This is a genomic window from Polaromonas sp. P3_B1 (genome assembly GCF_056402935.1).
On the sequence record NZ_JBFUGK010000010.1, the window covers coordinates 1 to 26,055 of the forward strand.

The 26,055-nt window shown below is 64.7% G+C and carries 23 protein-coding genes; 7 read left to right on the forward strand and 16 right to left on the reverse strand.

Going from position 1 to position 26,055, the window contains the following annotated elements; all coding sequences use genetic code 11:
* The first annotated feature begins 350 nt into the window (after nt 1–350).
* Nucleotides 351–2,981, forward strand: coding sequence for a two-partner secretion domain-containing protein (locus AC1DXS_RS07705; RefSeq protein ID WP_477736932.1), 2,631 nt, complete (start codon nt 351–353; stop codon nt 2,979–2,981).
* Between the two features lie 249 nt (nt 2,982–3,230).
* Nucleotides 3,231–4,916: a ShlB/FhaC/HecB family hemolysin secretion/activation protein gene (locus tag AC1DXS_RS07710; RefSeq protein ID WP_477736933.1), complete on the forward strand. Its 1,686-nt coding sequence runs from the start codon at nt 3,231–3,233 to the stop codon at nt 4,914–4,916.
* Nucleotides 4,917–5,494: 578 nt separating this feature from the next.
* On the opposite strand, the gene AC1DXS_RS07715 is transcribed toward AC1DXS_RS07710, so the two are convergent.
* The 9 genes from AC1DXS_RS07715 to AC1DXS_RS07755 all read right to left on the reverse strand — a co-directional run bounded on the left by AC1DXS_RS07715 (nt 5,495) and on the right by AC1DXS_RS07755 (nt 12,545).
* Entirely contained in the window at nt 5,495–5,887 is a 393-nt protein-coding gene (locus tag AC1DXS_RS07715; protein WP_477736934.1) for a pentapeptide MXKDX repeat protein, read from the reverse strand.
* A 105-nt stretch (nt 5,888–5,992) separates the two neighbouring features.
* Entirely contained in the window at nt 5,993–6,787 is a 795-nt protein-coding gene (locus AC1DXS_RS07720) for a molybdopterin-binding protein (RefSeq protein WP_477736935.1), read from the reverse strand.
* A gap of 24 nt (nt 6,788–6,811) precedes the next feature.
* Nucleotides 6,812–7,420 (reverse strand): cytochrome b/b6 domain-containing protein, encoded by a 609-nt coding sequence (locus AC1DXS_RS07725; protein WP_477736936.1) that lies wholly within the window; start codon nt 7,418–7,420, stop codon nt 6,812–6,814.
* Between the two features lie 116 nt (nt 7,421–7,536).
* Nucleotides 7,537–9,609, reverse strand: coding sequence for an SdrD B-like domain-containing protein (locus AC1DXS_RS07730; RefSeq protein ID WP_477736937.1), 2,073 nt, complete (start codon nt 9,607–9,609; stop codon nt 7,537–7,539).
* Nucleotides 9,606–10,433, reverse strand: coding sequence for a COG1361 family protein (locus AC1DXS_RS07735; RefSeq protein ID WP_477736938.1), 828 nt, complete (start codon nt 10,431–10,433; stop codon nt 9,606–9,608). Before AC1DXS_RS07735 ends, AC1DXS_RS07730 begins: the two co-directional genes overlap by 4 nt.
* A complete protein-coding gene (locus AC1DXS_RS07740; RefSeq protein WP_477736939.1) occupies nt 10,430–10,912 on the reverse strand; it encodes a hypothetical protein in 483 nt (160 codons plus the stop codon). Before AC1DXS_RS07740 ends, AC1DXS_RS07735 begins: the two co-directional genes overlap by 4 nt.
* Nucleotides 10,912–11,580, reverse strand: a complete 669-nt coding sequence (locus AC1DXS_RS07745; protein WP_477736940.1) for a hypothetical protein — start codon at nt 11,578–11,580, stop codon at nt 10,912–10,914. The genes AC1DXS_RS07740 and AC1DXS_RS07745 overlap by 1 nt, the downstream gene beginning before the upstream one ends.
* 76 nt (nt 11,581–11,656) lie before the next feature.
* A complete protein-coding gene (locus tag AC1DXS_RS07750) occupies nt 11,657–12,304 on the reverse strand; it encodes a hypothetical protein (protein WP_477736941.1) in 648 nt (215 codons plus the stop codon).
* A gap of 52 nt (nt 12,305–12,356) precedes the next feature.
* Entirely contained in the window at nt 12,357–12,545 is a 189-nt protein-coding gene (locus tag AC1DXS_RS07755) for a hypothetical protein (protein WP_477736942.1), read from the reverse strand.
* A gap of 164 nt (nt 12,546–12,709) precedes the next feature.
* On the opposite strand from AC1DXS_RS07755, the gene AC1DXS_RS07760 reads away from it, so the two are divergent.
* Nucleotides 12,710–13,276, forward strand: coding sequence for a TVP38/TMEM64 family protein (locus AC1DXS_RS07760; RefSeq protein ID WP_477736943.1), 567 nt, complete (start codon nt 12,710–12,712; stop codon nt 13,274–13,276).
* A gap of 164 nt (nt 13,277–13,440) precedes the next feature.
* Here the strand turns inward: AC1DXS_RS07760 and AC1DXS_RS07765 are convergent, their stop codons facing one another.
* From AC1DXS_RS07765 to AC1DXS_RS07785, 5 genes are all read right to left on the reverse strand, one after another.
* Complete coding sequence (locus AC1DXS_RS07765; RefSeq protein ID WP_477736944.1) at nt 13,441–13,953, reverse strand: O-acetyl-ADP-ribose deacetylase; 513 nt, start codon at nt 13,951–13,953, stop codon at nt 13,441–13,443.
* Between the two features lie 64 nt (nt 13,954–14,017).
* Nucleotides 14,018–14,749: an amino acid ABC transporter ATP-binding protein gene (locus AC1DXS_RS07770; protein ID WP_477736945.1), complete on the reverse strand. Its 732-nt coding sequence runs from the start codon at nt 14,747–14,749 to the stop codon at nt 14,018–14,020.
* Nucleotides 14,727–15,494 (reverse strand): amino acid ABC transporter permease, encoded by a 768-nt coding sequence (locus tag AC1DXS_RS07775; RefSeq protein WP_477736946.1) that lies wholly within the window; start codon nt 15,492–15,494, stop codon nt 14,727–14,729. The genes AC1DXS_RS07770 and AC1DXS_RS07775 overlap by 23 nt, the downstream gene beginning before the upstream one ends.
* Before the next feature lie 20 nt (nt 15,495–15,514).
* Nucleotides 15,515–16,282, reverse strand: coding sequence for a basic amino acid ABC transporter substrate-binding protein (locus AC1DXS_RS07780; protein WP_477736947.1), 768 nt, complete (start codon nt 16,280–16,282; stop codon nt 15,515–15,517).
* 194 nt (nt 16,283–16,476) lie between these two features.
* Nucleotides 16,477–17,370 carry a dienelactone hydrolase family protein gene (locus tag AC1DXS_RS07785; RefSeq protein WP_477736948.1) on the reverse strand — a complete coding sequence of 298 codons (894 nt, stop codon included), beginning with the start codon at nt 17,368–17,370 and terminating at the stop codon, nt 16,477–16,479.
* A 345-nt stretch (nt 17,371–17,715) separates the two neighbouring features.
* Between AC1DXS_RS07785 and AC1DXS_RS07790 the strand changes: the two genes are divergently transcribed.
* The 4 genes from AC1DXS_RS07790 (at nt 17,716) to AC1DXS_RS07805 (ending at nt 23,308) form a co-directional block, all read left to right on the forward strand.
* Nucleotides 17,716–18,522, forward strand: a complete 807-nt coding sequence (locus AC1DXS_RS07790; RefSeq protein ID WP_477736949.1) for a DUF2726 domain-containing protein — start codon at nt 17,716–17,718, stop codon at nt 18,520–18,522.
* A gap of 92 nt (nt 18,523–18,614) precedes the next feature.
* Nucleotides 18,615–18,902: an HNH endonuclease gene (locus AC1DXS_RS07795; protein WP_477736950.1), complete on the forward strand. Its 288-nt coding sequence runs from the start codon at nt 18,615–18,617 to the stop codon at nt 18,900–18,902.
* Nucleotides 18,899–21,709 (forward strand): 7TM diverse intracellular signaling domain-containing protein, encoded by a 2,811-nt coding sequence (locus AC1DXS_RS07800; RefSeq protein ID WP_477736951.1) that lies wholly within the window; start codon nt 18,899–18,901, stop codon nt 21,707–21,709. Before AC1DXS_RS07795 ends, AC1DXS_RS07800 begins: the two co-directional genes overlap by 4 nt.
* A 12-nt stretch (nt 21,710–21,721) precedes the next feature.
* Complete coding sequence (locus tag AC1DXS_RS07805) at nt 21,722–23,308, forward strand: alkaline phosphatase D family protein (protein WP_477736952.1); 1,587 nt, start codon at nt 21,722–21,724, stop codon at nt 23,306–23,308.
* A gap of 60 nt (nt 23,309–23,368) precedes the next feature.
* On the opposite strand, the gene AC1DXS_RS07810 is transcribed toward AC1DXS_RS07805, so the two are convergent.
* Nucleotides 23,369–24,490: a 2OG-Fe(II) oxygenase gene (locus AC1DXS_RS07810; protein WP_477736953.1), complete on the reverse strand. Its 1,122-nt coding sequence runs from the start codon at nt 24,488–24,490 to the stop codon at nt 23,369–23,371.
* A gap of 25 nt (nt 24,491–24,515) precedes the next feature.
* A complete protein-coding gene (locus AC1DXS_RS07815) occupies nt 24,516–25,934 on the reverse strand; it encodes a TolC family outer membrane protein (protein ID WP_477736954.1) in 1,419 nt (472 codons plus the stop codon).
* Nucleotides 25,935–26,055: the final 121 nt, after the last annotated feature.

Here is a 26,055-nt window from a genome sequence, read left to right on the forward strand (position 1 = left end):
GTCCTGGCTGGGCCGAGGAGCGCAGAGACAAGCGGATCAGGGCAAAAACTTGTTTGAGCGAAGCGAGTTGTTTTTGACCCCGCTTGGCTCGAGCACCGCAGGTTGCCCGAAGCGAAGCGTAGGGACCCAGACTGCGGGTCGCCTTTCTTTTGGGTACTTTTCTTTGGCGAAGCAAAGAAAAGTGCCTCGCCCGCCGGGGCGAGTCCCGGCCAGCAAGACCAAGAAGAGGAAGGAGGAGGAAGAGCGCGAAAGGCCGGAGCAAGACCCGGCCCACAATTTCATTTGTAATGTTCCCCCTCTGGGCGAGCAGCACCAAGAGGCATACCATCGCTGGCAGGCAAGGAGGAATCATGAAAAGCCACGCCAGCATCAACCGCATTTACCGCCTGGTCTGGAGCCCGGTTTCCAACAGCGGTGTCGCCGTGGCGGAGAACGCCAGGGGCCGTGGCAGGACGACTATTTCCCTGGGAATGGCAGGCTTGGTGCTTGCCGTGGCATGTCTTGCGCAGCAGGCCCGGGCCGCCGATGCGGGCAATGCCAGTGTTGCCGCCGGCACGGGCAGTGTCTTCACGCTGGGCAATACCACCACCATCAACCAAAGCAGCCAGCGCCTGGCGATCGACTGGACCAGCCTGTCAACCCGCGCCAACGAGGCACTGGTGTTCAACCAGCCCAATGCGGCGGCGATTGCGCTGAACCGCATCACGGGTAGCAGCCCGAGCGAGCTGCTCGGCAGCCTGACGGCCGATGGCCAGGTGTTTATCCTGAACCCGAATGGCGTGCTGTTTGGCGCGAGCTCTCAAGTCAACGTCGGCGGCCTGGTCGCTTCGACCTTGAACATGAGCAATGCCGAATTTATGGCGGGCAGGCATTTATTCACAGGCTCGGGCGGCTCGGTTGTCAACAAGGGAAACTTGAACGCGGGGCAGGGTGGTTACCTGGCGCTGCTGGCGCCCGAGGTACGCAATGAAGGCGTGATGACGGCCTCACTGGGCACGGCATTGCTGGCTGCCGGCAACAAGGTCACGCTCAACCTCGACAACGGCAGCCTGCTGGGCTACAGCATTGACCAGGGTGCGATCAGGGCGCTGGCTGAGAACAAACAGCTGATCCAGGCCAACGGCGGTCAGGTGCTGCTGTCGGCCAAAGCGATGGACAGCCTGACCATGGCCACAGTCAACAACACCGGCGTGATTGAAGCCAAAACGATTCAGAACAAAGCCGGCCGCATTTTGCTGATGGGCGATATGGAGAGCGGTACCGTCAATGTGGGCGGCACACTGGATGCCAGCGCTCCCAATAGCGGCAGCGGCGGCTTTGTCGAAACCAGCGCGGCCCACGTGAAGGTAGCCGACGGCGCTGTCATCACCACGCTGGCCGCCAGCGGAAACCACGGCAGCTGGCTGATCGACCCGACCGACTTCACCATCACCGCGGGCAGCGGCGGCTTGACCGGCAGCGGCATGGGCGCGACGACGCTGGCCAACAACCTCAACCTGGGCAATGTGGCGCTGGCGACCAACAATGCGGGCGGCAGCGAGGCCGGCGACATTCATGTCAATGCGGCGGTCACCTGGAACGCCGGCACCACGCTGACCTTGAGCGCCTGGCGCAACATCAACATCAACGCGTCCATCACCTCGCAGCACGCCAACGGCAAGCTGGCGCTGGAATACGGGCTGGGCGCGCTCAACGCGGGCAACACGGCGACTTACAACGTGCGCGCCCCGGTCAACCTGCGGGCCGGCGACAACTTCAGCACCCGGCTGGGCAGCGACGGTGTCACCGAGCCCTACAAGGTCATCACCAGCCTGGGGGCGGCCGGCAGCACCACCGGCACCGACCTGCAGGGCATCAACGGCAACCCCACCGGCAACTATGTGCTGGGCGCCGACATCGATGCGAGCGCCACGGTGAACTGGAACGCCGGCTCGGGCTTTGACACCCTGGGCGGCGTGGGCGCGCCCGGCATTTTCGAGGGGCGTTTTGACGGCCTGAACCACAGGATCAGCAACTTGTTCATCAACCGCCCTGGCGACAACTTTGTCGGCCTCTTTGGCCTCACACAAAGCACCAGCATCCAGAACCTGGGGCTGGTCGGCGGCAGCATCACCGGCGGTGACTTTGTGGGGGCCATCGCGGGGCAGGGCTGCTGCACCACCTTCCGCAATGTCTACAGCACGGCATCGGTGCAGGGCAGCGACTATGTCGGCGGGCTGGTGGGCGAACTCAGCGACGGCGGCATCACCGACGCCTACGCCGGCGGCGCCGTGACGGGCAGTGACAGGGTGGGCGGGCTGGTCGGCAGTTCGCTGGACGGCACCATCACACGCGCCTACAGCACCGGCCGCGTCAGCGCCACCGGCATGGTGGGCGGGCTGGTGGGCGAGGAGTTCGGCACCGCGGTGACCCGCGACAGCTATTGGGATATCGATAGCTCGGGCCAGGCCACCAGTGCGGGCGGCACGGGCAAGGCCAGCGGCCAGATGCTGCAGGCCGCCACCTTCAGCGGCTGGGACATCGCCACGCAGGGCGGCAGCACGGCCACCTGGCGCATTTACGAGGGCCAGACCGGCCCACTGCTGCGCGGCTTTTTGCAGCCGCTCACGCTGCCCGATACCAGCGTGGCCTTTAACGGCGCGCAGCAGTCGGGCGTGGGCGCGGCGGGCGTCACGGCCGCCAGCGGTATCAACCCCGGCATCTACAGCGCCTGGTCGGGCCAGGAGGGGTTTGACATCACGGGCGGCAGGCTGATCATTCGAGGCGATGAGCCCCGGTTCCTGATCGACGAGGCCTACCGCAGTGCCATGGTTTACCTGGCGGGTGTCGGCCGTCCGGCCAATGCCCAAGCCGGCCAGGACCCCTGCGCCCTGGCCGATGCCTTGTCCGCCGCCGGGGTGGAGTCGGGCGACGAGGCCAGCCAAAAGGCCTTGGCCGTGCTGCAAGGGGCTTGCCGTGGTGCAAGGCCTCGAGGCTCATGATGCGCCTGCGCCAGTGCGCTTTCCACGTCAAAGCCCTGGGCGTTGTCGTCTATGTCGCTAAAAATAGGGACATACAGGCCGGCCGCGCTCTGCGACAGTGCGGGAGCGGCGCATCTGCTGCATTTGCAGTATGGCGCCGCGGTCCGGGGATACAGAAAATCGTGGGATGCCGGGAGGACGCGGCTGGCGGCCCTGGGGTGGCGGCCGTTGCCGTGTGTAGCCGCGTGAGTGTCATATCGAAGTGAAACAATGAAAACCAATTCCTTGCCTCTTTCCACCCTGGCCTCGGCGCTGTTGCTGGCAATCCACGGCGGCGCCTGGGCGCAGACCCCGCCTGTGCCCGACGCCGGCCAGGTGCTGCGCGACCTGCGCCAGGCCCCGGCGCTGCCGCCGCAGCAGGCCGCACCGTTGCAACGTATCGAGGAATCCGCAGACCTGAGCCAGAAGGGCGAGGCCCAGGTGCTGGTCAAGTCCATTGCCATCACCGGCAACCAGGAAATCCCCACGGCGGAGCTGCAAGCCCTGGTGGCCGGTCTGGTCGGCGCCGAGCAATCGCTGAGCCAGCTCAATGCCGCCGCGCGCCGCATCACCGCCTATTACCGCGGCAAGGGTTTTGCCGTGGCCCGCGCCTTTCTGCCGGCGCAGGACATCACCGACGGCGCCGTCACCATTCGCGTGATCGAAGGACGCATCTCCAGCCACAAGATCAACAACCAGTCGCTGCTCAGCGACGAGCGCGCCCAGGCCTACCTGGGGCAGGTCAAGGACGGCGACGTCATCAAGAGCGACCAGATAGACCGCGGCCTGCTGCTGCTGCAGGACACGCCCGGCGTGAGCACCTCACGCGCCACGCTGCAGCCCGGTGCCAGCGTGGGCACCTCCGAACTGCTGATCGAGGTCAACCCCGCCAAGCCCTACAGCGGCAGCGTGGTGGCCGACAACTACGGCAGCCGCTACACCGGCGAGTTCCGCCTGGCCGGCACCTTCAACCTGGTGAGCCCGCTGCGGATTGGCGACCAGCTCACGGCCAATGTGCTGACGGCCGGCTCCGGCCTGACGTTTGCCCGCCTGGCCTACCAGCTGCCCGTCGGCAGCGACGGCCTGAAACTGGGCGCGGCTTACTCCGACATCCACTACAAGCTGGGCAAGGAGTTCGAAGCCCTGCAGGCCCACGGCACGGCGACCAGCACCAGCGTGTTCGCGGCCTATCCTTTTATCCGCAGCCAGTTCACGAACCTGAACGGCACGGTCTCTTACGAAGACAAAAGCCTGAAGGACTATGTGGACGGCACGGCCACCTTCACGCCCAAAAAAGTCGGCGTTACCAGCTTCGGCCTTTCGGGCAGCCTGCAGGACGCGTTGGGCGGCGGCGGCATCACCGGTGTGGACCTGAGCGTGGCCTTCGGCAACCTGAGCATCAATTCGCCCACGGCGCTGGCCATCGATGCAGCTTCGGCCCAGTCCAACGGCAGCTACACGCGCTTCAGCTATGGCGCCAACCGCCTGCAGCGCTTTACCGACAGCACCTTCCTGGCGCTTTCCGTGACCGGGCAGACCGCCAGCAAGAACCTGGATTCGTCCGAGAAATTCTCGCTGGGCGGGATCAACGGCGTGCGCGCCTATCCGCAAGGCGAGGCCAGCGGCGACGAAGGCTACCGCGCCACGGTGGAGCTGCGCCACAACGTGATGCCCAATGTGCAGGCCACGGTGTTCTATGACGTGGGCAAGGTCACGATCAACCGCAAGCCTTTCGGCCCCGCTGCTTCCAACAGCCGCAACCTGGCGGGTGTGGGCGTGGGCCTCAACGCGGGCCTGGGCCCGGTGCAACTGCGTTCTTCGCTGGCCTGGCGCACCGACGGTGGCTTGCCGACGTCCATCCCGGCTTCGGCGGCCAAGCGGCCTACGTTGTGGATGCAGGCGTCGGTTGCTTTTTGATATAGCGCCCGCACCCTGATTTCAATCCCTCTCCCTCTGGGAGAGGGTAGGGTGAGGGTTTGCGGCCTTTAAATATGCGCGGCTCACACATCGAGCACCGCCGGCCCTCATCCCCGCCTTCTCCCAGAGGGAGAAGGAGTAAAAACCAAACTTCCAGAGTTCACCTCTTTTCCCTCTGGGCGCGGGTGGGGTGAGCGCCTGTGCCCGGTTCAGGCGCGAGCGGCGCTGAAAAGTAGCGTGCCGAGGTTTCCAGCACGCACCGCGCGTTCAGCTCGACATCGAAGCAGGGCCGTGGCGACTGCACATAAAAAGGCCAGATGGAGGCCGCGGGTGCGCGGCCCGCTTGCGGGCGGACCAGCGGTGTAGCGGCCCGAGGCACAGGGGTGTGGGAAAGCTGCATGTCTGTCCTTTGCCCCTGGCAGGGGCGGTATTGTTGTTCTGTAAGAACCCCAATACTACTGGATATAAATACAGTAATCCACCCTGATTTACCCCTGGAAACAATGAGCCCAGGCGCCCGTGAGCGCCTTACTTGGCGCACGGAGCGCCGTGGCTTTTGAAGAGGGCTTGCGGGCCTGTTATTTCTTCATCCCGTCCTTGGCCATGGCGTCTTTGCCCATCGCATCCTTGCCCATGGCATCTTTCGCCATGGCGTCTTTTTTCATGCCGTCCTTTGCCATGGAGTCCTTCTTCATCTTGTCTTTTTTGGCCGAGGCCATCTTGTCGCCGTCATGCTTCATGCCGTCCTTGGCCATTGCATCTTTGCCCATCGCATCTTTCGCCATGGCGTCCTTGCCCATGGCATCCTTCTTCATGCCATCCTTGGCCATGGCATCTTTACCCATGGCATCTTTACCCATGGCATCTTTGCCCATGGCGTCCTTTTTCATGGCGTCCTGGGCCAATACGCTGCCGCCGGCAAAAAGCATGCAGGCAGACAGGAGGGCGGCGGTCAAAGTCTTGGTGTTCATGGTGTGTGTCCTTGATGAGTGTGTTGGAAAGTTATTGAAGAAAAAAACGGCAAGAGCCCTTGATGGATGAATGCCTTGCCGGCGTTGCGGGGTCTCTGAGCGGGCTCAGCTCCCTCCGAACCAGTTGTAGCCCTGGTCTTCCCAGTAGCCTCCAGGGTAGGTGTTGGTGACAAAAATCGCCTGGATGTGTTTGGGGTTCTTGTAGCCGAGCTTGGTGGGCATGCGCAGCTTCATCGGAAAGCCGTATTTGGGCGGCAGCACCTGGCCGTCGTAGGTCAGCGCCAGCAGGGTTTGCGGGTGCAGGGCGGTGGCCATGTCTATGCTGGTGTAGTAGTCGTCGGCGCATTTGAAGCCGACGTATTTGGCGGTGGTGTCGGCGCCTACCTTGCGCAGGAAATGAAAGAAGGGCACGCCGCCCCATTTGCCGATGGCGCTCCATCCCTCGACGCAGATGTGGCGCGTGACCTGGTCGGCCTGCGGCATGGCGCGCAGCTCGGGCAGCGACCATTTACGCCTGTCGGCGACCAGGCCGGCAACCTCAAGGCGAAAGTTTTCTCCGTCGACTTCACGCACCTCGTCTTCGCCGTAATAGGCGTTGAAAGGAAAGGGCCGGGTGATCATGGAATCGGGGTAAGTGGGCGCCAGGCGATTCGGGTCGAAGAGCAGGCCTTGCACGTCATCGTTGACGCGCGAAATGCGGCTGAGGGCGGTGTTGACGGATTCGCTGTCGTCCAGCATGCAGCCGCTCAGCATCGCCAGGCCGCCCAGGGTGAGCGAGCCGCGCAAAAAGTTGCGGCGGGCCGATGAGAGCTTGTTCGCGGTCGCGATGCGGTCGACCGCTTCCTTGAGGACGGCATCGCCGTCGATGTTGGTGAGGCGCCTGGGGCGTTGGATGTTCATGGGTGTTCCTTGAGGGGGCGGTGTTCAGCGGCCGCGCAGCATGTAGACCAGGGTTTTGGGCACCAGTGCCACCATCACCAGGTGCACGGCGACAAACCCGGCAAGCGCCGCCATCGCAAAAAAGTGGACCAGGCGCGCGCCTTCGTAGCCACCCATCAGTTCACGCAGCAGGGGGAACTGCACCGATTTCCAGAGCACCAGGCCCGAAACAACGATGAGCACGCTGTCAGCCATGACAAAGAGGTAGGCCAGGCGCTGCACCATGTTGTAGTGGCGCGGGTCGGCATGGGCGAGCTTGCCCTTCAGTGCTGCCAGCAGGTCGGCCGCGATGCCTTTGAGGGTGAGCGGGAAAAACTTGTGGAACAGCCGCCGCGTGAAGATATTGAAGGCCAGGTAAAGAATGCCGTTGAAGAACAGCAGCCACATGGCGGCGAAATGCCACTGAAGCGCACCGCCCAGCCAGCCGCCCAGCGTGAGGTCCTTGGGAATGGTGAAGCCCAGGAAGGCGGTGGCGTTGTAGATGCGCCAGCCGCTCATCATGAGCACGACCACGGCCAGCGCATTCAGCCAGTGCATGGCGCGCAGCCAGCCGGGGTGAATGCTGGGGTGGGTCGCCTGTTTGTTGGTGTTCATCTGAGAATGCTCCTCTCGGTTCGCCGCAATGTTTGCTGCGTTGGGGTTTGGTCGGGCGAGCTGCGGCTTTCTTACAGGCCCCATGAAATTTATTTGCCGGCGGGCGCCGCCGTGCTTCAGCGTTCGCGTTGCACCGCGAAATCGTGCGAATGCGCTTGTCGCACCAGGACCGTGGTTTTGAGGGGATCGCGAAGAACGGGATTCCAGGGCAGCGGGATGTTGTCCGGGGAGATTTCGAGCAGGTGCTCGCCGGCCGCGACCGAGGGGAACTCATACCTGCCCTGGGCGTCTGTCTGCGTCACATAGCGCCGGTCGAGGATGACGGTGACGCCCGGCACGCCGGCTTCGGACGCTTCCCGCCGGCCGTTGGCGTCGGCGTCGAAGAAGACGGTTCCGCCCAGGCTGCCTGCGCCTGTGCCTGGCAGGCCGCCCAGCGGTGCGCTTGCCGTGCCGGCGTTGCCCTGGTAGCGCAGCAGCAGTTGCAGGCTGCGGTTGCTTTGGGTGACCGGGTTGCCTGGCAGCGTGGCCGCGGTCAGGGCGGAGACGACCAGTGCCTGCGGGGATTCCTGGCCGCGCGACTCGGTGTAGCGCAGGGAGAGCGACCATCCGCCGTAGGCTTGCCAGTTCAGGCCGATGTTGGCGTTCATCGATTCGCTGCCGCCGCTGCGGCGTGTCCCGCGCAGGGATGCGTCCATGGACCATTGCGGCCAGGGCGACAGGGTGGCCAGCACACCCCAGATCAAGCCGAGGGTGGGCTGGTCGCTTGTGTTGATCCGCTCCAGGGCCAAGGAGGTGCTGAGGAAGGTGGTCGATTGCACCGGCCAGCTGTGGTCAAGCCCCAGCCTGAGGCTTCGCGCGCCCTGGGCATTGGCCAGATCGGCGCGCCATTGTGTCTGGCCCCAGTCGCCGTTGCGGTTCCATGAGAGCTGGATCGCCTGCCCGGGGCTGGTGATGGTGCGAAAACTCAGCACCGCGGCCACCGAGTTGCGCATGTCCAGCAGGTAGCGGCCGTTCAGGCTGGCGAAGACGCTGCCCCCCGAGGCTGCGCTGCCCGCCTGGCCGCCGCTGACGCTGTCGCTCAGTTCGACGGCAAACCCGGCTTGCCATTGGCGTGCGGATGTGTCGCCCTGCCAGTACAACCCCTGCAGGTCGCCGGCAAGGCCTGTCGTGCCCCATCGCAGTTTGGGTTCAAAGCGGAACAAGCCCGCGGTCTGGCGCCAGCGCTCGGTTCGCCAGGCGGCGTCCAGCCAGAGGCCTGTCGCCGCGCCGTCCTGCGTGCCCTGGCTTTGCACCATATTGGCCTGAAGGCGCAGGCCGCCCACGCGTTCATTGGCCGCGTCATAGCCGGCGGCCAGCCCGCTTCCCCATGGGGCGGGGCCCTCCCAGGATGCGGCGGCAAAGTAGGCGCGCGTGTCCTGGGTGGCGCCGGAGGCCGCGCCTGTGGGGATGTTTTTGCCGTCCATCAGCTGGAAGGCCGCATCGCCGCGTTCAGCCGACCCACCCGATTTGGCGATGGGCACCCGAAATTGCGCACCCAGAGAGGAGATGCTGCCGCCCGAAGCCTCAAAGCCGGCGGCGTTGACCCCGCTGAAGAGGCCTGTGCGTCCCGCCGCCGCGTTCAGATCCAGGGTGTCCTGCAGGTACCACTGGCCGCCTATCCCCTGGATCGCCGTCGTGGGGACGGACACCCGGCCTGTGCCGCGCGCGAGCCGCGTGCTGCCGGTGTTGATGCTGCCGGCCTGGTGATTGGCAAACCATCCGCCGTCCAGCGGCAATGCCCGCTGGTCAATGCGCCAATCGTGATCCCCGGCCGCCGCCTGGGAGGCGAAGGTGCCGGAACCTTGCCGGGCCAGGCTGGCGTGGACGGACAGGGCGCCGTGGTTAGGGGTGTCGATGAATCCGCCGAGGTCTATCGCGCGGGTTGCGGTGTTTCCGTTGCCTGTCTGCCGGAACACCGAGTAGTCAATGCGCCAGCTTCGCGGCCAGCCGGCTTCGTTGTAGCTGCTGGCCTTGAGCTGGAGGCCGCCGTCGATTTCAGGCTGGCCGTCCATGACGCGATCAATGTAGGGTGTGCCCGTCTGGCCCAGTGCCGCCGCCGTTGCCAGGCCGGCGCACAGTCCCGCGAGGCGCTGGCGCCATCTGCGCGAACTGGGGGAAAGAGCGGCCGGCGGATGCGCCTGCGCTTTCATGGCGCGAAGTGCTGTTCAATGTTTTGCGTCTTGCCTTTGCCCCAATCGAGCTTCCCGCGCACCGTGACCGGAAACCGGATTTTCGCGGCGCTGTCCTGGTCGCCGGGACGGGTTGCGCTCAGGAAGATCGCGCGTGTTTCACCCGGCAGGATCGGGGTGTTGGCGGGCGTGAATTCGAGCGCGGTGTTGGAGGCATCCGTGCCTGCCAGGAAGCCGTTCACACGGCCATGGGCCGTGCCGCTGTTGCGTACCTGCAGGACGGGTGTGGGCTGGCCGTTAAGGGGCTGGACCCCGGCCCCGGCGATGCTTAGCTCCGGCACCGCACCCGCGATGGCCGCGTACACCACAATCCCCAGGCGAGCCGCAAACGGGATGGGCGGGCCCGACTCCATGCGCGTGAGCTGCTCCTGGCCCTCGAGCAGGATGGCGAATCGGCACTCACCGGCCTGGGCATCGGGCGGCACGTCGACCTCGAAACGGAAGCGATAGGGCCGGCCCCCCGCCATGATGAGCTCGCGCCGCTCGATGGCGACCCACGGCCTGCAGCTGCCGGGCTGCAGTTCGTCGGAAAAGGTCACCGAGTTATCCGGGCCCAGCAGCCAGTCGGCCGTCTTGATGCCGAAGCTGGTGGCGGTCGCCGAGGCATTGGTGATCTCGATGACCTGGCGGCTACGCTCACCGGGCTTGAGCTCGAGTTCAAACCGCGGAGGGGACACCGCCAGCGCGAACTCGCCGGCCCCCGCGACCGGTGGGACAAGGACGGCCGCAAGGGAAAAAAGGCCCGCCAGGCAGGGCCGGGCAAACGCCACGCGAAGGCTGTTCATGGAGTGTCCACCTCAAAATAAAACTGCAGTGCCTGCGTGGAAACCAGGGCCCTGCCGTCGGTGCTGAGCGTGAGCTCCAGGGTTTCTTCCAGCGAGGCCGCGCCGGCGATGCCGTCAAAAACCAGCGCGCGCGCGCCACTGCGGACAGTTCCGGGCAGCAAACGACCCTGGGTGCGCCATGCGGCACGGATAGGTTCGCCCGCCACCGGTGCCAGTCCCATATAGAGCTTGACGGGCTGGTTCAGCCAGCGCGAGAGGTTCAGGCGCAGTGCCACGCGTACGCTGCCTTGCACAGAGTGGTCCGCTCCGCGGCCTGGCACCAGCTGCCGCCAGCGCATGGGCAGGACGCCCTGGCTGACGACAGTGCCGCTGTCGTCCACGCGCGTCGTGGCGGCGGCTGCGCATTCCGTGGCGCACAGGCTTGCGGCCAGCAGGGGGGCCGCGAGGACGCTTCGTGCGAGGCATGACGGCCTGCTCATCATGGCGCCGTCAAGGTGTAGCCGACCCTGCCTGTGAAAGTGCCGGAGCCCACCAGCTGGGTGTTGGCGTAGTTGAACTGCAGACAGCTTTCAAACCAGGTGTTGCGCGAGATGCTCAGCAGGACTTGCGATGCGCCGCCGGCGAATGTGCCATTGGAAATGGTCGGTGCCGAGTCGGATGCGCCGGCTGACACCCAGGACACGGCGCTGAAAGGAATGCTGTCGCCGCTGGCATTGGTCAGCGACGCTGGTGGCGCCGCGCTGAGGGTGGCATTGGCGCCCGTACCCGGTGTACGGTAGAAGCCGCCGACATAGACCTGCGTGGGCACCGCGCAAAACGCGCGTCCATCGTAGGCGCTTGCCGTCGTGGTGCTGTCGGTGGTCATGGCAAGGGGACCACCCCCCAGGCTGGCAGCGGGAACAGTGACGCTGACACGGTTGATGGTGGCGTTGTTTCCGGGAACGCCCCCGGAACTGAAATTCCCGCCAGTCATGGCGCCGACCCCTACTTGCAGAAACAGGGAGGGAGTACCCGGCGTGATGCTGACGGAGAAAGCCTGAACGCCGGTGCACAGCAAGACGCTGCTGACGGTGATGAGAGCGCTGCGGACTCCGGGTTCACCGCGGCAAAGTTTCGATGCAAGGGCAGGCAGGGCAAGCATGGGCATCGCTTGAAACTTGTCAGGAAGAGTCAATGAAATGGCCTCATCGGCAGAGGCCATTTGTCTGGAGAACCGCGAAGAATCAGAGTTGGGTGGCGGTGTAGGTCACGCGGCCGTTTTTGGCTACCGTGCCGCCGTAAGAGCCGGCAGCGGGGATGGTTGCATTGAGGTAGCTGTAAGTCCACTTGCCTTCGACACGGACAAGGCGATTGGTGGCGGTCAACGTGGCGGCGGTGCCCGCACCACCGGCAGCGCCGGTATTGAAGGCGGGGTGGGTAATGGCCGCGTTGGTGAAGCCGGCTGTGGTGGCTGCCAGAGCCGCGCCTGCGACGCTGACCTGGCTCCAGGGAATGACTTCGCCTGCGGTGCCGGTCGTCAGGGGGCCGGTGGTGGCCGAGTTGAGGCTGATGTTGCCGCCGTTGCCGTAGACCCGCACCGTTACCGCACCCAGGGTCAGGTCGCCACCCACACCGGCAATCACGCTGCCGTCGCCGACGTTGGCCGCAGGCACCGTGAACGTTGTCGCGTCGACGGTGGCTGTGGTCGACGTGTTGCCGGCGCTGGTGCCGACGCGCAAGAACAGTACTTGCGGAATGACGATGGTGAAATCCAGGCGCGCCGCGGCGGTTGAACCCACAATGGCAGGTGTGGTGTATGTGGATTCGGCGTGAGCGGGCGCAAGCAGCAATCCGCTGAGGCTCAAAGTGCTGACAAGCAGTATTTTTTTCATGAAGGCTCCTGTGCAATCGTTCTGGCGTTGAGTGGAGGCGCAGGTCACATGTTCATTTACGACGACGTGCACCGGGAATGATCTTTTTCACTGACCCGCTTTCAAGAAAATATTGAAGGAAGTGAACAGCGGAAAAGAACTGGCTCAGGTTATCGATATCCGTCGCCAGCTTGCGAGCAATGGTCCGCGAGAAGACATTCTTCGTTGATTTTTTTGTACTCGCATACAAAGAAGAAAGCACCAAGGGTCCTTGGGCCGTCCTGGCCCTCCATGCATGCGGCTCAATGCGTGTGCGTGATTGGAACGGCGTGAGCTGATTCAGGCATATCGCCGGCGAGGTTTGCACCGGTTCGGCGCCTAGAATCGGCGAAAACTGCCTGCAGGCGCAGGTAACACGACCAAAAGATGCATCGCTTCAAACGACTGTTCGCCGTGATGGCCTTTCTGGGCCTGTTGCTGGTGGTGTTCCAGCTCTCGGGACTGCGCGACAACCTGAGCCTGGCGTTCCTGCACCGGAAGTTTCTGGACAACGAGGCCAGCGGCATGCTGGTTTTTATTGCGCTGTTCGCGCTGGGCAACCTGGTCCAGATCCCGGGCTGGATATTCCTGGCGGCCGCGGTGTTGGCGCTGGGCGAAGCCTGGGGCGGCGTGGCGACCTACTGCGCGGCGGTGGTTTCATGCGTCTTCACCTTCTGGCTGATACGCCTGCTCGGCGGCGATGCCTTGCGGCAGGTCAGGGGCAAGTGGGCGCAGCGCGTGCTCGCCCAGCTTGACGCAAGGCCGGTGGCCGGTGTCGTGTTGTTGCGCACCTTGCTGCAAACCGCGCCGGCGCTGAACTATGCGCTGGCGATGTCGGGCGTGAAATTTCGCGACTATCTAATCGGGACGCTGTTGGGCCTGCCGCTGCCGATTGCGCTGTACTGCGTATTCTTTGATTACCTGGCGCGGGTGCTCAAGGTGCCGGGGTATTGAGGGGTTATCAGGCCTGAGTTTGTTATCGATGGCCGTGGCCCTCCCTCCGCCCTCTCCCAGAGGGAGAGGGCGCAAGAAACGGCCACTTTTTTCGGATTTACTCCCTCTCCCTCTGGGAGAGGGTTGGGGTGAGGGCTGGCGGCAGAAGTGCTCGCCGCGTATGCTCAAGTGCCACCGAGCAGCCGCTCATAAACCGCGAGGTCTTGCGCCGAGAAACAGCAGAACACCACCTCTGTCACCGATGAAGGCTGCTCCAAGGCCAGGCGCACGCTGGCGACTGCGATCTGGGCAGCCAACTCGATGGGATAGCCGTAAATGCCGGTGCTGATGCTGGGGAAGGCCAGCGAGGCAATGCCTTTGGCGGCCGCGATCTCCATGGATTGCCTGTAGCAGGAGGCCAGCAATTCAGGCTCGCCGTTGGAGCCTCCGCGCCAGACCGGGCCCACCGTGTGGATGATCAATTTTGCGGGGAGCCTATAGCCCTTGGTTGCTTTGGCCTGGCCGGTTTTGCAGCCGCCTAACAGCCTGCATTCATGGACCAGGTCTGGGCCGGCGGCGCGGTGGATCGCGCCGTCAACACCGCCGCCGCCCAGCAGGGACGAATTGGCGGCATTGACGACGGCGTCGACTTGCAGCTTGGTGATGTCGGCCTGAATGGCTCGGAGTACTGCGGTCATGGCGGGCTTTTCGGAGATTGGCAGGTGCTGGCCAGGCAGGAGGCCCACAAAAGCGGGCCGCCGCTCACAACACCTTGCTCAAAAAGCGCTGGGTGCGCTCTTCCCGGGGGTTGTCAAAGATTTCGGCCGGCGATCCTTCCTCGATCACCAGGCCTTCGTCGATGAACATCACGCGGTCGGCCACCTGGCGGGCAAAACCCATTTCATGGGTCACGACCACCATGGTCATGCCTTCTTCGGCCAGGGCCTGCATCACGGCCAGCACTTCACCGACCATTTCCGGGTCGAGTGCGGAAGTGGGTTCGTCGAAGAGCATGATGCGCGGCTGCATGGCCAGCGCACGGGCAATCGCCACGCGCTGCTGCTGCCCGCCGGAGAGCTGGTTGGGGTAGGCGTCTATCTTGTCGAGCAGCCCGACCTTGACCAGCAGCTCGCTGGCGCGGTTGCGCGCTTCCAGGGCCGTGAGCTTGCGCACCTTGGTGGGCGCCAGCGTGATGTTTTCCAGCACGGTCTTGTGCGGGAACAGGTTGAAGCGCTGGAACACCATGCCGATTTCGGAGCGCAGGGCGTCGACGTCGGTCTTGGGTTCGTGCACCGAAACGCCGTGCACCAGCACCTCGCCGCCGCTGGCTTCTTCCAGGCCGTTGAGGCAGCGCAAAAAAGTGCTCTTGCCGGATCCGGAAGGGCCGATGACGCAGACGACTTCGGTGGCCTTGATGGCGCAGTCGATGCCGCGCAGCACCGGGGTGTGACCAAATTGCTTGGTCAGCCGGTTAACGCGAATCACCTCGTCCATAACGAGCCTCCAGTTTTTTGACAAGGTAAGCCAGGCCCAGCGTCAGTACCCAGTACATGACGGAGATCGTGAGGTAAGGCTCCCAATAGCGTGAATAGGCGCCGGCGACGGTGCGCGCGGCGTAGGCCAGTTCGGCCAGACCAATGGCCGAAATCAGCGACGAATCCTTCAGCAGCGAGATCGCGTTGTTGCCCAGGGGCGGCAGCATGCGGCGAAAGGCCTGCGGCAGCACCACGTGGTACATGGTGCGCGGAAACGACATGCCCAGCGAACGCGAAGCTTCCACCTGGCCCTTGTCGATGGACTGGATGCCGGCGCGGAAAATCTCGGAGATGTAGGCGCCGGCATTGAGCGTGAGGGCCACGATGCCGGAGAGGAAGGCGCCGTAGTTCTGCTTGATGTTGCGCGCGGTTTCACCCGAGATGACGATGCCGTCGGCCGGGTTGATGAACAGCGGCAGCACGGCGAAGTGGATCAGCAAAATCTGCACGAACAGCGGCGTGCCGCGGAAAAAGCTGACGTAGACGGTCGCCGGCCAGCGCAGGGCGTATTTGCAGAGTTCGCGCGCGGGCGAATGGCGGGATTCCGCCACGCGCGCCATGCCGATGGCCAGGCCCAGCAGCGTGCCCTGCACGATGCAGATCAGCGTGACCATGATGGTCATCTGCAGGCCGCGCCAGAACAGCACGCTGTACTCGGCGATGATGTCGGCCCGGAACCAGCCGAACCAGAGGACTTGCTCCATAGCGGGGAAGTCTCAGCGTTTTATTGTGCGGGCAACGCGGGTGCGTCGGCCTGGAACCACTTCTTGTAGATGGCGGCATAGCTGCCGTCGGCCTTGACGGCGGCCAGGCCCGCGTTGAGCTTGGCCAGCAGGTCCTTGTTGCCCTGCTTCACGACGATGCCGAAGTATTCCTTGGGGAAGCTCGCGTCGCTGACGGTTTTGAGCTGCTTGTGCTCCTGGGTGCGGAAGGCGATCACGCCGTTGTCGCCGATGGCGGCGTCCAGGCCGTTGTTGGCCAGCTCGGAGATCACCACGGGGGTGCTTTCAAAGCGGCGGATGTCGGGGTTGGTCTTGCCGAATTCGCGAGAGGCCATGTCGTCGCCGGTGCTGCCGGTGACCACGCCGATTTTCTTGCCGGCCAGGTCCTTGAGGCCCTTGGCGGTGCTGTTGCTGTGCACGGCGATCAGCTGGCGCGCTTCGAAGTAGGGGGTGGTGAAGTCGTAGGACTGCTTGCGCTTGTCGTTGATGGTGACGCCGGAGATGACCAGGTCCACGTCGCCGTTGTTCAGGGCCGCGAAGATGCCGGTCCAGGGGGTGTTGACGATCTTGATCTGCAGGCCGGCCTTCTGGGCGATGGCCTTGATCATGTCCACGTCGTAGCCGACGATTTCCTTGGTCGGGCTTTCATAGGCAAAGGGGCGGTAGGTGGCGCTGGAGCCGACGACCAGCTCCTTGGTTTGCGCGTGGGCGGCGCCGAAGGCGAGGGTCAGCAGGCCGGCGGTGGCGGCGATCTTGTGGAGGAAGTTCATAGTCAGTGTCCAGAAAGGGAAAGGGATAAATGCTTGCCGGCCCGTACGGGGAGGCGAAAAGCGAAAGTAGCCAATGGTAACGCGTGCAAAAGCCATGCCCGCTGGCTGGTGGGCAGGGTTTTCGCGAAGAAGACAAACGGGCGGGAAAAACGCCCCAAAGGGCGGGCGGAAGGCTCCCAGGCCCACGCGAGCTGTCAGCCGGTGCGCAACTGCTTGTTGAAAAACGCCACGGTGCGCTCCCAGGCCAGCTTGGCGGCGGCCGCGTCGTAGCGCGGCGTGGTGTCATTGTTGAAGCCGTGCTGGGTACCGGGGTACTGGTAGGCGGTGTAGCTGGCGCCGGCTGCCTTGAGGGCCGCTTCATAGGTCGGCCAGGAGGCGTTGATGCGCTCGTCGACCGCCGCGAAATGGATCAGCAGCGGGGTTTTGACCTTGGCGGCGTCTTCGGCCGGGGGCTGGTTGCCGTAAAAAGGCACGGCGGCGTTGAGTTCGGGCAGCCGGGTGGTGAGGGTATGCGTCATGCCGCCGCCGTAGCAAAAGCCGACCACGCCCAGCTTGCCGCTGCAGTCGTCCCTGGCCTTGAGCCAGGTGACGGCGGCCACGAAGTCTTCCACACACTTGCGCTGGTCGAGCTTGGCGAACAACTCGCGCGCCTTGTCTTCGTCGCCAGGGTAGCCGCCCAGCGGCGTCAGGGCATCGGGGGCGAAGGCGATGAAGTTGTCCAGCGCCAGGCGGCGGGTGATGTCTTCTATATGAGGGTTGAGGCCGCGGTTCTCGTGAATCACCAGCACGCCGGGCAGCTTGCCGGCTGCGCTGGCCGGTTTCGCGAGGTAGCCCTTGACGGTGCCGGTGCCGGCGGAGGAAGGGTAGCTGATGGTTTCGGTCTTGATGCGCTGGTCGTCTTTGGCGACTTGCTGGCCCGCGGCAAAGTTGGGGCTCAGGGCGGCCAGCAGGGCCGTTGCCGTCATGCCGGCGGTGGCGAATTTCTGGGCGCGCTCCAGGAAGCCGCGCCGGTCCAGGCCGCCGTGCACATAGGCGTCAAACAGAATCAGCAGTTCCTGGTCAAAGTCCTGGGCGGTCTTCATTGGCATGGCGGCTCCTGAAAAAAGTCCAGCATAGCGGCTCGGCCGCCCGGTGGCAAAGGTGTCTTGCGCGCGACACTGCGGGGCACCGACCCGTTGCGGGTTTGCTATGAAACAGATAGCTGCAGGTGCCCGCACCGGCTGGGCTGAGGCGCTCTGTTGTGCAGCCAGGCGGTGGAAGACCCTGAAAAACCTGTTTTAATAGTGGCTTGGGCTGCAGTGGGTTGAATTGATACGGCGAATTGACACGGCGGGCTTTCTGTGACTCACTGGGCCTGCACGGGCCGTCCAGCCCTTGCTGCCTCTGGCTTTATCCAGGCAGCCGCGCCCCACATAAACGAGGAGAACCGCATCTTGAACCTGATTTCATGGCTGATGGCATTGCTGGGTGTGGCCGTGGGCGCGCTGGCCGGCGTCCTTGTGCACGCCCGCTGGTTGCGGCAACAGGCGAGTGAAAGACTGCGCATTCCCAAAAAATGGCCGCTGGCCGCGCGCGGGGTGGTGACCAACGACGAGCACGAGGTCTGGAAATGGCTGCGCAGTGCTTTCCCCGAGCATGCGGTCATGCTCAAGCTGCCGGTGCTGCGCTTTACCATCCCGACCGAAAAAGACAAGGAAAAGGATAAGAACAAAGAAAAGAAAGAGCGCCTGCTTGAACTGCTCAATGGCGTCTACACCACCTTCACCATCTGCACGCTGGACGGCACGGTGGTCGGCTGCGTCGACCTGCGCGGCAAGCGCGATGTCAGTCGGGCCACCCGGGAACTCAAGGAAACCCTGCTGTCCGATTGCGGCATTCCCTACACCACGGTCAAAGCCAGCCGGCCGCCCACCGTGAGCGCCATGCGCGCGGCTTTCCTGGGTGAAATCCCCGAAGAACTGATCCAGGAGCACCAGGAGACGCGCGGCGGCGACAGCAGCTTCCACGCCGACCTGGAATCCTTCACCCGCGAGCGTGTCAGGGCCGCCAAGGACAAGGCGCTTCAGGAGCTCAACAAGGAGTCCAAGCAGGAGGCTGCCCAGGCGGCCGCCAATCGCGATGTCGGTTTCAACCCGGACGGCACAGGCGGCCTTCGCATCGACAAGAACAACCGCTTCTCGACCAACTGGGAAGACTCCTTTATCGAACCCGCGGACGCGCGGCCGGCCAAGCTCGAATAGGCTGAAGTCCATGAGCGCGGGCCCCCAGCAGGCGTTGCCCCGGCACGCCCACCGTTCCCCGGCCGTATTTTCACGGTCATGAAAACGCCATCGTGAGCAGGCTGGGCCATACCCGGGACAAGATCTACAAGACCGTGGCGCGGCAGCTTCACGGCGTGGTGCCTTGCTGGGTCTGCGGCGAACATGTCACGCCCCAGGCCGCAACGCTGGAGCACATCAAGCCGCTCAGCGAGGGCGGCAACAGCCATGCGGAAAACCTCGCCATCAGCCATGAAGTCTGCAACGGCCAGCGGCATGCCGCCGGCGTGGTGCCGGCCTCGGCAGCGGCGCCGGGGCAGGTGCTCAGGCGTGCCGCGGCAGACCTTGGCGCCAACGCATGAGGCGGAGCTGGTTGCGCAGTCCCTGGGTTTTGCCGGCCATGCTGCTGGCAAGCCTGGCCCTTTCGGCCGCCGCGCAGAAGCCAGTCCCGCAAAGGGCCAAGGCGCCGCCCCCCGCCGCCACCGCGGCCGTGACGCAGGCCGACACCGGAACCGAAGTTGCCATCGGCCACGAAGGCCGCTACGTGTTGTCGCCTTCTTTTTCTTACCTGGAGGACGCGGGCGGCGAACTTGCGCTGGCTGATCTGCTGAAACCAGAAACGCAGGCGCGGTGGCAGCAGGTGCCGCAAACCGGCCCGGCCACCAACTTCGGCCTGACCCGCTCGGCCATCTGGCTGCGTGTGACGCTGCGCGCCGAGCGCGACGCCCCGGCCGACTGGATGCTGGAACTGGCCTACCCGCCGCTGGACCGGCTGGAGCTGTATGCGCCGGACGGCAAAGGCGGCTTCAGCCGTCAGGTGGGCGGCGACCTGTCACCCTTCGCTGAGCGGGCTGTGGTGCACCGCAACCACGTGATGCCTGTGCGCCTCAAGCCCGGCGCCGCTTCCACGCTTTACCTGCGGGTGAGTTCGGGCGGCACGGTGTCCGCGCCGGTGAACCTGTGGCAACCTTCGGCGCTATGGCGGCACGACCAGGCCGAGTACGCCACCATCAGCCTGTACTTCGGCCTGCTGATCGGCCTGCTGCTGTACAACCTGCTGCTGTTTTTCTCGGTGCGCGACGGCGCCTATCTGATCTACGTCGCCTTTGTGGCTTGCATGGCCATCGCGCAGGCGGCGCTGACTGGTTTCGGCGCGCAATTTCTCTGGCCGGGGCAGCTCTGGTGGAACAGTGTGTCACCGCCCACGGGCATGGCGGCGACGGCGATTTTCGGCGTGCTGTTCGCGCGCAGCTTTCTGTCAAGCGCGCTCAGGATGCCGCGCCTGGACAGGTTGATGCAGGCACTCGCGGCGGGCTGGCTGCTGACCTTGCTGGCGGCGCTCACGCTGCCTTACATCGTGTCGTCGCTGATGGTGACGGTGCTGGCGGTCCTCAGCGTCATCACCCTGGTGGTGGTCGGCGTGGTGAGCGTGCGTTCCGGGCATCCGGGCGCGAAATACTTTCTGGCGGCCTGGGCCTTGCTGCTGGTGGGGGTGGTGACGCTGGCGCTGCACAACACCGGCGCGTTGGCGTCGAACGCGCTGACGGCCAACTCCCTGTTGATAGGCTCGGCGCTGGAGATGGTGGTGCTGTCTTTCGCGTTGGCCGACCGCATCAATGTCACCCGCCGCGAAAAGGAGCAGGCGCAGGCGCGCACGCTGGCCGAGCATGCCATGGTCGAAGCCCTGAGCGCCTCGCAGGAAAATTTCCGCACGCAGCTCAAAGAGCGCGAGATGATCCTGGAGAACTCCATCGTCGGCATCGCCTTCCTGACACCCGACGGCCGCTTTCGCTGGGCCAACCAGGCCATGCTGGAAGTTTTCGGCGCGGGCAGCAGCGAGTTGACCTCGATGGAGCCTTTTTACCTCTCGCGCGAGGAATACCTGCGGGTCGGCGGCGAGGTGGCCGACTGCGTCAGCCGCGGCGAAAACTACGAGGCGGAAATCCAGGTGAAACAGTTCGACGGCACCCTCATCTGGGTGTCGCTGTCGGGCAAAGCCGTGAGCGAGCGCGACCTGAGCCAGGGCACGGTCTGGGTCATCATCAACATCACGCGGCGCAAGGAACTGGAAGCGCAACTGGTGCGCACCTCATCGGAACGCGAAGCCATCCTCAACAGCGCGCTGGTGGGCATCGTGCTGTCGGTGAATCGCCGCCATGAATGGGTCAACGAGAAATTCGCGCAAATGATGGGCAGCCCGCGTGAGGCGCTCATGGGCCAGCCCTCGAGCTACATCCATCCCGACCTGGCCACCTGGGAGCAATTCGGCAAGGAGGCCCGCGAGGCGCTGATCGCCACCGGCAGCTACATCAGCGAACGGCAGCTCAAGCGCAGCGACGGGCAGCTCTTCTGGGTACAGATGGCCGGCAGCTGCGTTCAGCCCAGGGAGCCGGAGTCCGGCGTGATCTGGGCTTTCCTGGACATCACCGAGCGCAAGAGGTCGGAAGAAGACACGCGCGAGGCGCTGGAGCAGCAGCGCGCCCTCAACGAGCTGCGCACACGTTTCGTGGCCATGACCAGCCATGAGTTCCGCACGCCGCTGTCGGGCATCCTCTCCGCCGAAGAATTGCTGCGGCACTACGGCAACCGGTTGCCCGAATCCGAGAAGCTTGAAATCCTCGACAGCATCGCCGCGGGCGTCAAACGCATGACGCGCATGCTGGACCGTGTGCTGTTGCTGGGCAAGGCCGATGCGCAGATGCTGGAATTCGAGCCGCATCCGCTGGACCTGCAGGCGCTGTGCCAGCAACTGGTCGAGGAGGCGCGCATGCAGCAGCCGGACAGCCTGTGTGAATTGCGCCTGGACTACACCGCCGAAACGGGGGAGGGGCTTTATGACGAAAAGCTGCTGCGCCACATCTTCAGCAACCTTCTTTCCAATGCGGTCAAGTATTCGCCGCTGGGCGGCCTGGTGCTGTTTCGCGTCCGGACCGAGCAAGACATGGTGGTGCTGGAAGTCGAGGATGAAGGCATAGGCATTCCGGAAGACGAGTTGCCGCACCTGTTCGAGTCCTTCCATCGCGCCAGCAACGTCGGCACCATCCAGGGCACGGGCCTGGGCCTGGCGATTGTGCGCAACGCGGTCGACATCCACGGCGGCACCATAGACGTGCGCAGCAGCGCTGGCTCGGGAACTACCTTCACGGTGCGATTGCCGGTTCGGCGCTGAAGAGGCGAAGGCATGAATACGCCGCTCATGATGCACAGGCGCCGGCTGCTGCAGTCGCTGGCGGCGGCGGGCGCCGGCGTGTACCTGCCGGGCAGGGCGGTCGCGCAGGCACGGCTGGCCCACAATCCCTTTGCGCTGGGCATCGCCAGCGGTTCGCCTACCCACCAATCGGTGGTGCTGTGGACGCGCCTGTTGCTGGACGGCGATGAGGCTTTGCGCCTTCAGCCGGTGCCGGTGCGCTGGGAAGTCGCGCATGACGAGGGCTTCACACGCATCGTGCAGACCGGCCAGGTGCAGGCCGTGCCCGGGCTGGCGCATTCGGTGCATGTGGAGGTACGGGGGCTTGAGCCCGACCGCTGGTATTTCTACCGCTTCGCCGCAGGCGATGCCGCAAGCGCCACCGGCCGCACACGCACCTTCCCCGCCCCCGACGCCATGGTGGCGCGGCTGCGGCTGGCCTATGCCTCCTGCCAGCGCTGGGAGCACGGCTATTACAGCGCCTACCGCCATATGCGCGCCGAAGATCTGGACCTGGTAATGTTCCTCGGTGACTACATCTATGAATACCCGAATGCCGCCCAGGCCGTGCGCAAGCCCACCGGTGGCTGGGTGCTGACGCTGGACGATTACCGCGCGCGCTATGCCCTGCACAAAAGCGATGCCGACCTGCAGGCCATGCACGCGGCCTGTCCCTGGCTTGTGACCTGGGATGACCACGAGGTGCAAAACGACTATGCGGGCGCTTCGCCCGGCGACAGCGGGCCGCCCGTGGCCGATTTCGCGGCCAGGCGCGCAGCCGCCTACCAGGCGTTTTACGAACACATGCCGCTGCGCGCATCGGTGCTCACCCGTGCCATGGCGGGCTTGGCCGGCGGCGCCGAGATGCGCATCTACCAGCGCCTGCCCTATGGCCGGCTGGCCTCGCTCTACATGCTGGACGCGCGGCAGTACAAGGATGCGCAGGCCTGCACGCGTGATGGGCGGCCGGGCTCCAGCACCTTGAACCCCGCCGGCTGCGCCACCTGGAAAGACCCGGCACGCAGCATGCTGGGCGCGCAGCAGGAAAGCTGGCTCGATGCCGAATGGGCCAGCGCAGCTGCCAGGGCGGGAAGCTGGAATCTCGTGGGCCAACAGTCACTCTTCGGCCAGCGCGATTTCCGCCCGGGCCCGGGCCAGGTGCTCTGGAACGACGGCTGGGACGGTTATGCCGCAGCACGCACGCGCTTCACCGATTCGCTGCGCAAGCAGGCCGTCGCTAACCCAGTGCTGCTGGGCGGCGATGTGCACGAAAACTGGGTAGGCCACATCAAGGCCGACTACGGCAATCCGGCCAGCGCGGCCGTGGGCACCGAGTTCTGCGGCACCAGCATCACCTCGCGCTCGGCCGGCAACGCCAAAATTCCCGAGGTCCTGGCCGAGAACCCGCACTTTGTGTTTGCCGATTCAGAGCGAAAGGGCTACGGCGTGGTGGAACTGACGCCTGGCATGCTCACAACCACCCTGCGGGTGGTGGATGATGTGACGCGTGCGGACAGTGGGGTGCAAACCCAGGCGAAGTTTGCAGTGCAGGCGGGGCGGCCGGTGGTGGAAAAAGCCTGAGGGCGGTGGCGACCGTTTGGCCGCAGCCTGTTAAAGATTCAAGTTTCATCCAGGCCCTGTCTAGGCCTTGTAACCCGCCGATAGGCCTTTATCCAAAAAGGCATTGTTGGCCTCGCGCACCTTCGCGGCCTCGTCGTCGTAGAGGAAGGGCAGGAAGGCGTAGCGCCGACCCTGTGTCACTGTGGACACGGCATGCAGCAGTGAGCAGGAGAAAACCACGGCGCCGCCTGGCGGGGGCTTGAAGGACCTGGAGCCGTATTCGGGGAAGCTGATCTCGCCGCCCTCGAAATCATCATTGAGGTTGATGGACACGGCAAAGCGCCTGTGGGCTGTCCCGCGGGTGGTGTTGTCGCGGTGAGGGCTGAAATGCGCCTGCTGGTCGGCGCGGTAGCAGCCGATGATGTAGCGCTCCATGCGCGTGGCAGTGAACTGGTGCACCTTGGCGATTTCCGGGACGATTCGGCGATGGACCCAGGTTTGCGCCGTCTTCATCACGGCGGGATCGGTGATGTCGTAGTCTTCACGCCGCTTGTGGCCGTGGTCATGCGCAAGGAAGGTTTTGCCGTTCTCCTCGCGCATGAAACCCGACTCCTTGCCGCCATGGGCCTCGTAAAGGGTGATGAGCTCCTGACAGAACTCTCGTGGGAAAACATTTGGCAGCACGAGGATGGGAGCCTGCAATTCCGTGCCTGTGAATCGCGAGGGCGGTGGCAGTGCTGTGAGGTAGAAAAAAAGCGCGGAGAGATCACTGGCATCACCGAAGGGCGCTACCTTCAAGACTCTGAGGGTTGGGTCCAGAACGACGTACAGGCGGCGCACACCGGCGCGCTTCTGCGCCAAGCCCGTGTCGAGCGGCGCCGCTCCATACAGTTCGCTCACCTGCGCGTCAAAGTCCCAGAAGAAGCGGTAGCCGGGGTAGCGGTCGGCGACGCGGTTTTCGCTTTCGTCCCGCGGATCCAGGCTGATGCCGAAAAATGAGCAATGCGCGTCGTTAAAGATGTCGGGCCGTTTCAAGGCCATATCGATTGCGGCCTGGGCCAGGGGATGCGCGGCGCTCCCGAAAAAGCACAGCACGAGGTAGCGCCCGGCTGCCGCATGCAGCGCATAGCGCGGATTGGCGAAAGATCTCTGCCTGAACCAGGGTGCCGGATCGCCGGCAAGAAGGTTGATGTACCTGGCCATGTGTTGGTCGGACGAGCGCGTGGGCTCAGGGTTGCCCGGTTTCCAGCATGTCGTTGATAAGGCCCAAATCCGCTTCGCCCAGTGTGGCGTTCGCGGCTTTGAGGCGCAGGCCCTGAAGCAGTGTCTCGGCCCTTGCCTTGTGCCAGTCGCGCTGGGCGGCGAACAATTGCTGCTCGGCGTTGAGCACATCCATGTTGATACGCGTGCCGACGAGGTAGCCCACCTTGTTGGCGTCCAGCGAGCTTTTGCTGGAGGTGATGGCCGAGGCCAGCGCCTGGGCCTGTGCCGCGCCGTTGACGACGCCCGCGAAGGCCTGGCGCGCCTGGGTCATGGCTTGCCGGCGCGCCGCTTCCAGGTCTTCCGCTGCCTTGCCCTTCAAGGCGACGGCTTCGCGCACGCGGGACTGCACGCCGCCGCCGGCATAGAGCGGGATGGTCAGGCTCATGCCGACCTGTGTGGCGCGTGAACGCACGGAAATATCGGCCGGAGAGCTCATGTTCCCCGAAGTGAAGTTGCTGCCGTAAGACGCCGTCAGGTCCAGGGTCGGGGAGTGCGCCGCCTGGCTTTTGGCAATTTCGCGATCCGCCACGTCAAGTGTTGCCTGGGCGATGCGGACCGGGATGGATTGTTCGCGGGCGCTGTCCAGCCATGGCTGCAGCCCGGGGGGCTCTATTCGGGGCAGGGAGCTGTCGGCGCGCAAACCGGCGAGGCGGGCATGGGAGATGCCCAGGATGCGCGTGAGCTCAGCCAGCTTGTTCTGCAGCTCGTTGCCTGCTACCACTGCCTGGGCGCGTGACAGGTCCAGTCGCGACTGGGCTTCGTGCACATCGGTCACCGTGCCGGTGCCGCCTTCGAAGGTGCGGCGGGCCAGAACGCGCTGCTGCTCCATGGCGCCAATTTGCAGGTGAGCCACGTGCTCAGCCTCTTGGGCGACCAGTATGTCGAGGTAGGCCTGCGCGGTGCGCAATATCAAATCCTGCTCGGCCAGCCGGAACTGCGCCTCGGCCAGTACCTCTTGCTGCCCGGCCTGATCCAGCGCCGCCGATGCCGTCGCACGCCAGAGGGGCTGGCTCAACTGCAGGTTCCAGCTGCGGGTGTGCACGTCGCGCTGCACGGACGGCGCCTCATCGAAAGAGGCCCGCCCGATTTGCCGGTTGGCGGAGCCGACCAGGTTGACGGCGGGCAGCAGGGCGGCGCGCGCCTGGGGCACCCTTTCCCGCGCCGCCTGAAGCGCATAGACGGCGCCCCGGTAAACGGGATCGCGTGCCTGCGCCTGACGGTACACCTCCACCAGATCGGCGCCCGGGGCGCTGAAAGAGGCCAGCAGTAGCGGCAGGCCGGCCAGCCATACGCGGGCGCCTGCGTCATGCGGCCTTCTCTGTGGATTCGATGTTTGAAGCTTGAAGCGCGACGGGTGCGCCGGCCTTGGTTCGGGGTCATGCACCTCGACCTCCCTGCGGTAGTTCAGATTTGAACCATACGGGAGGCCTTGGATGCGGCTGCCATTAATTGTCCGTCGGCGGACATTGATTGCGGGAAAACTATCGAGGGGACGGACGCGGTAT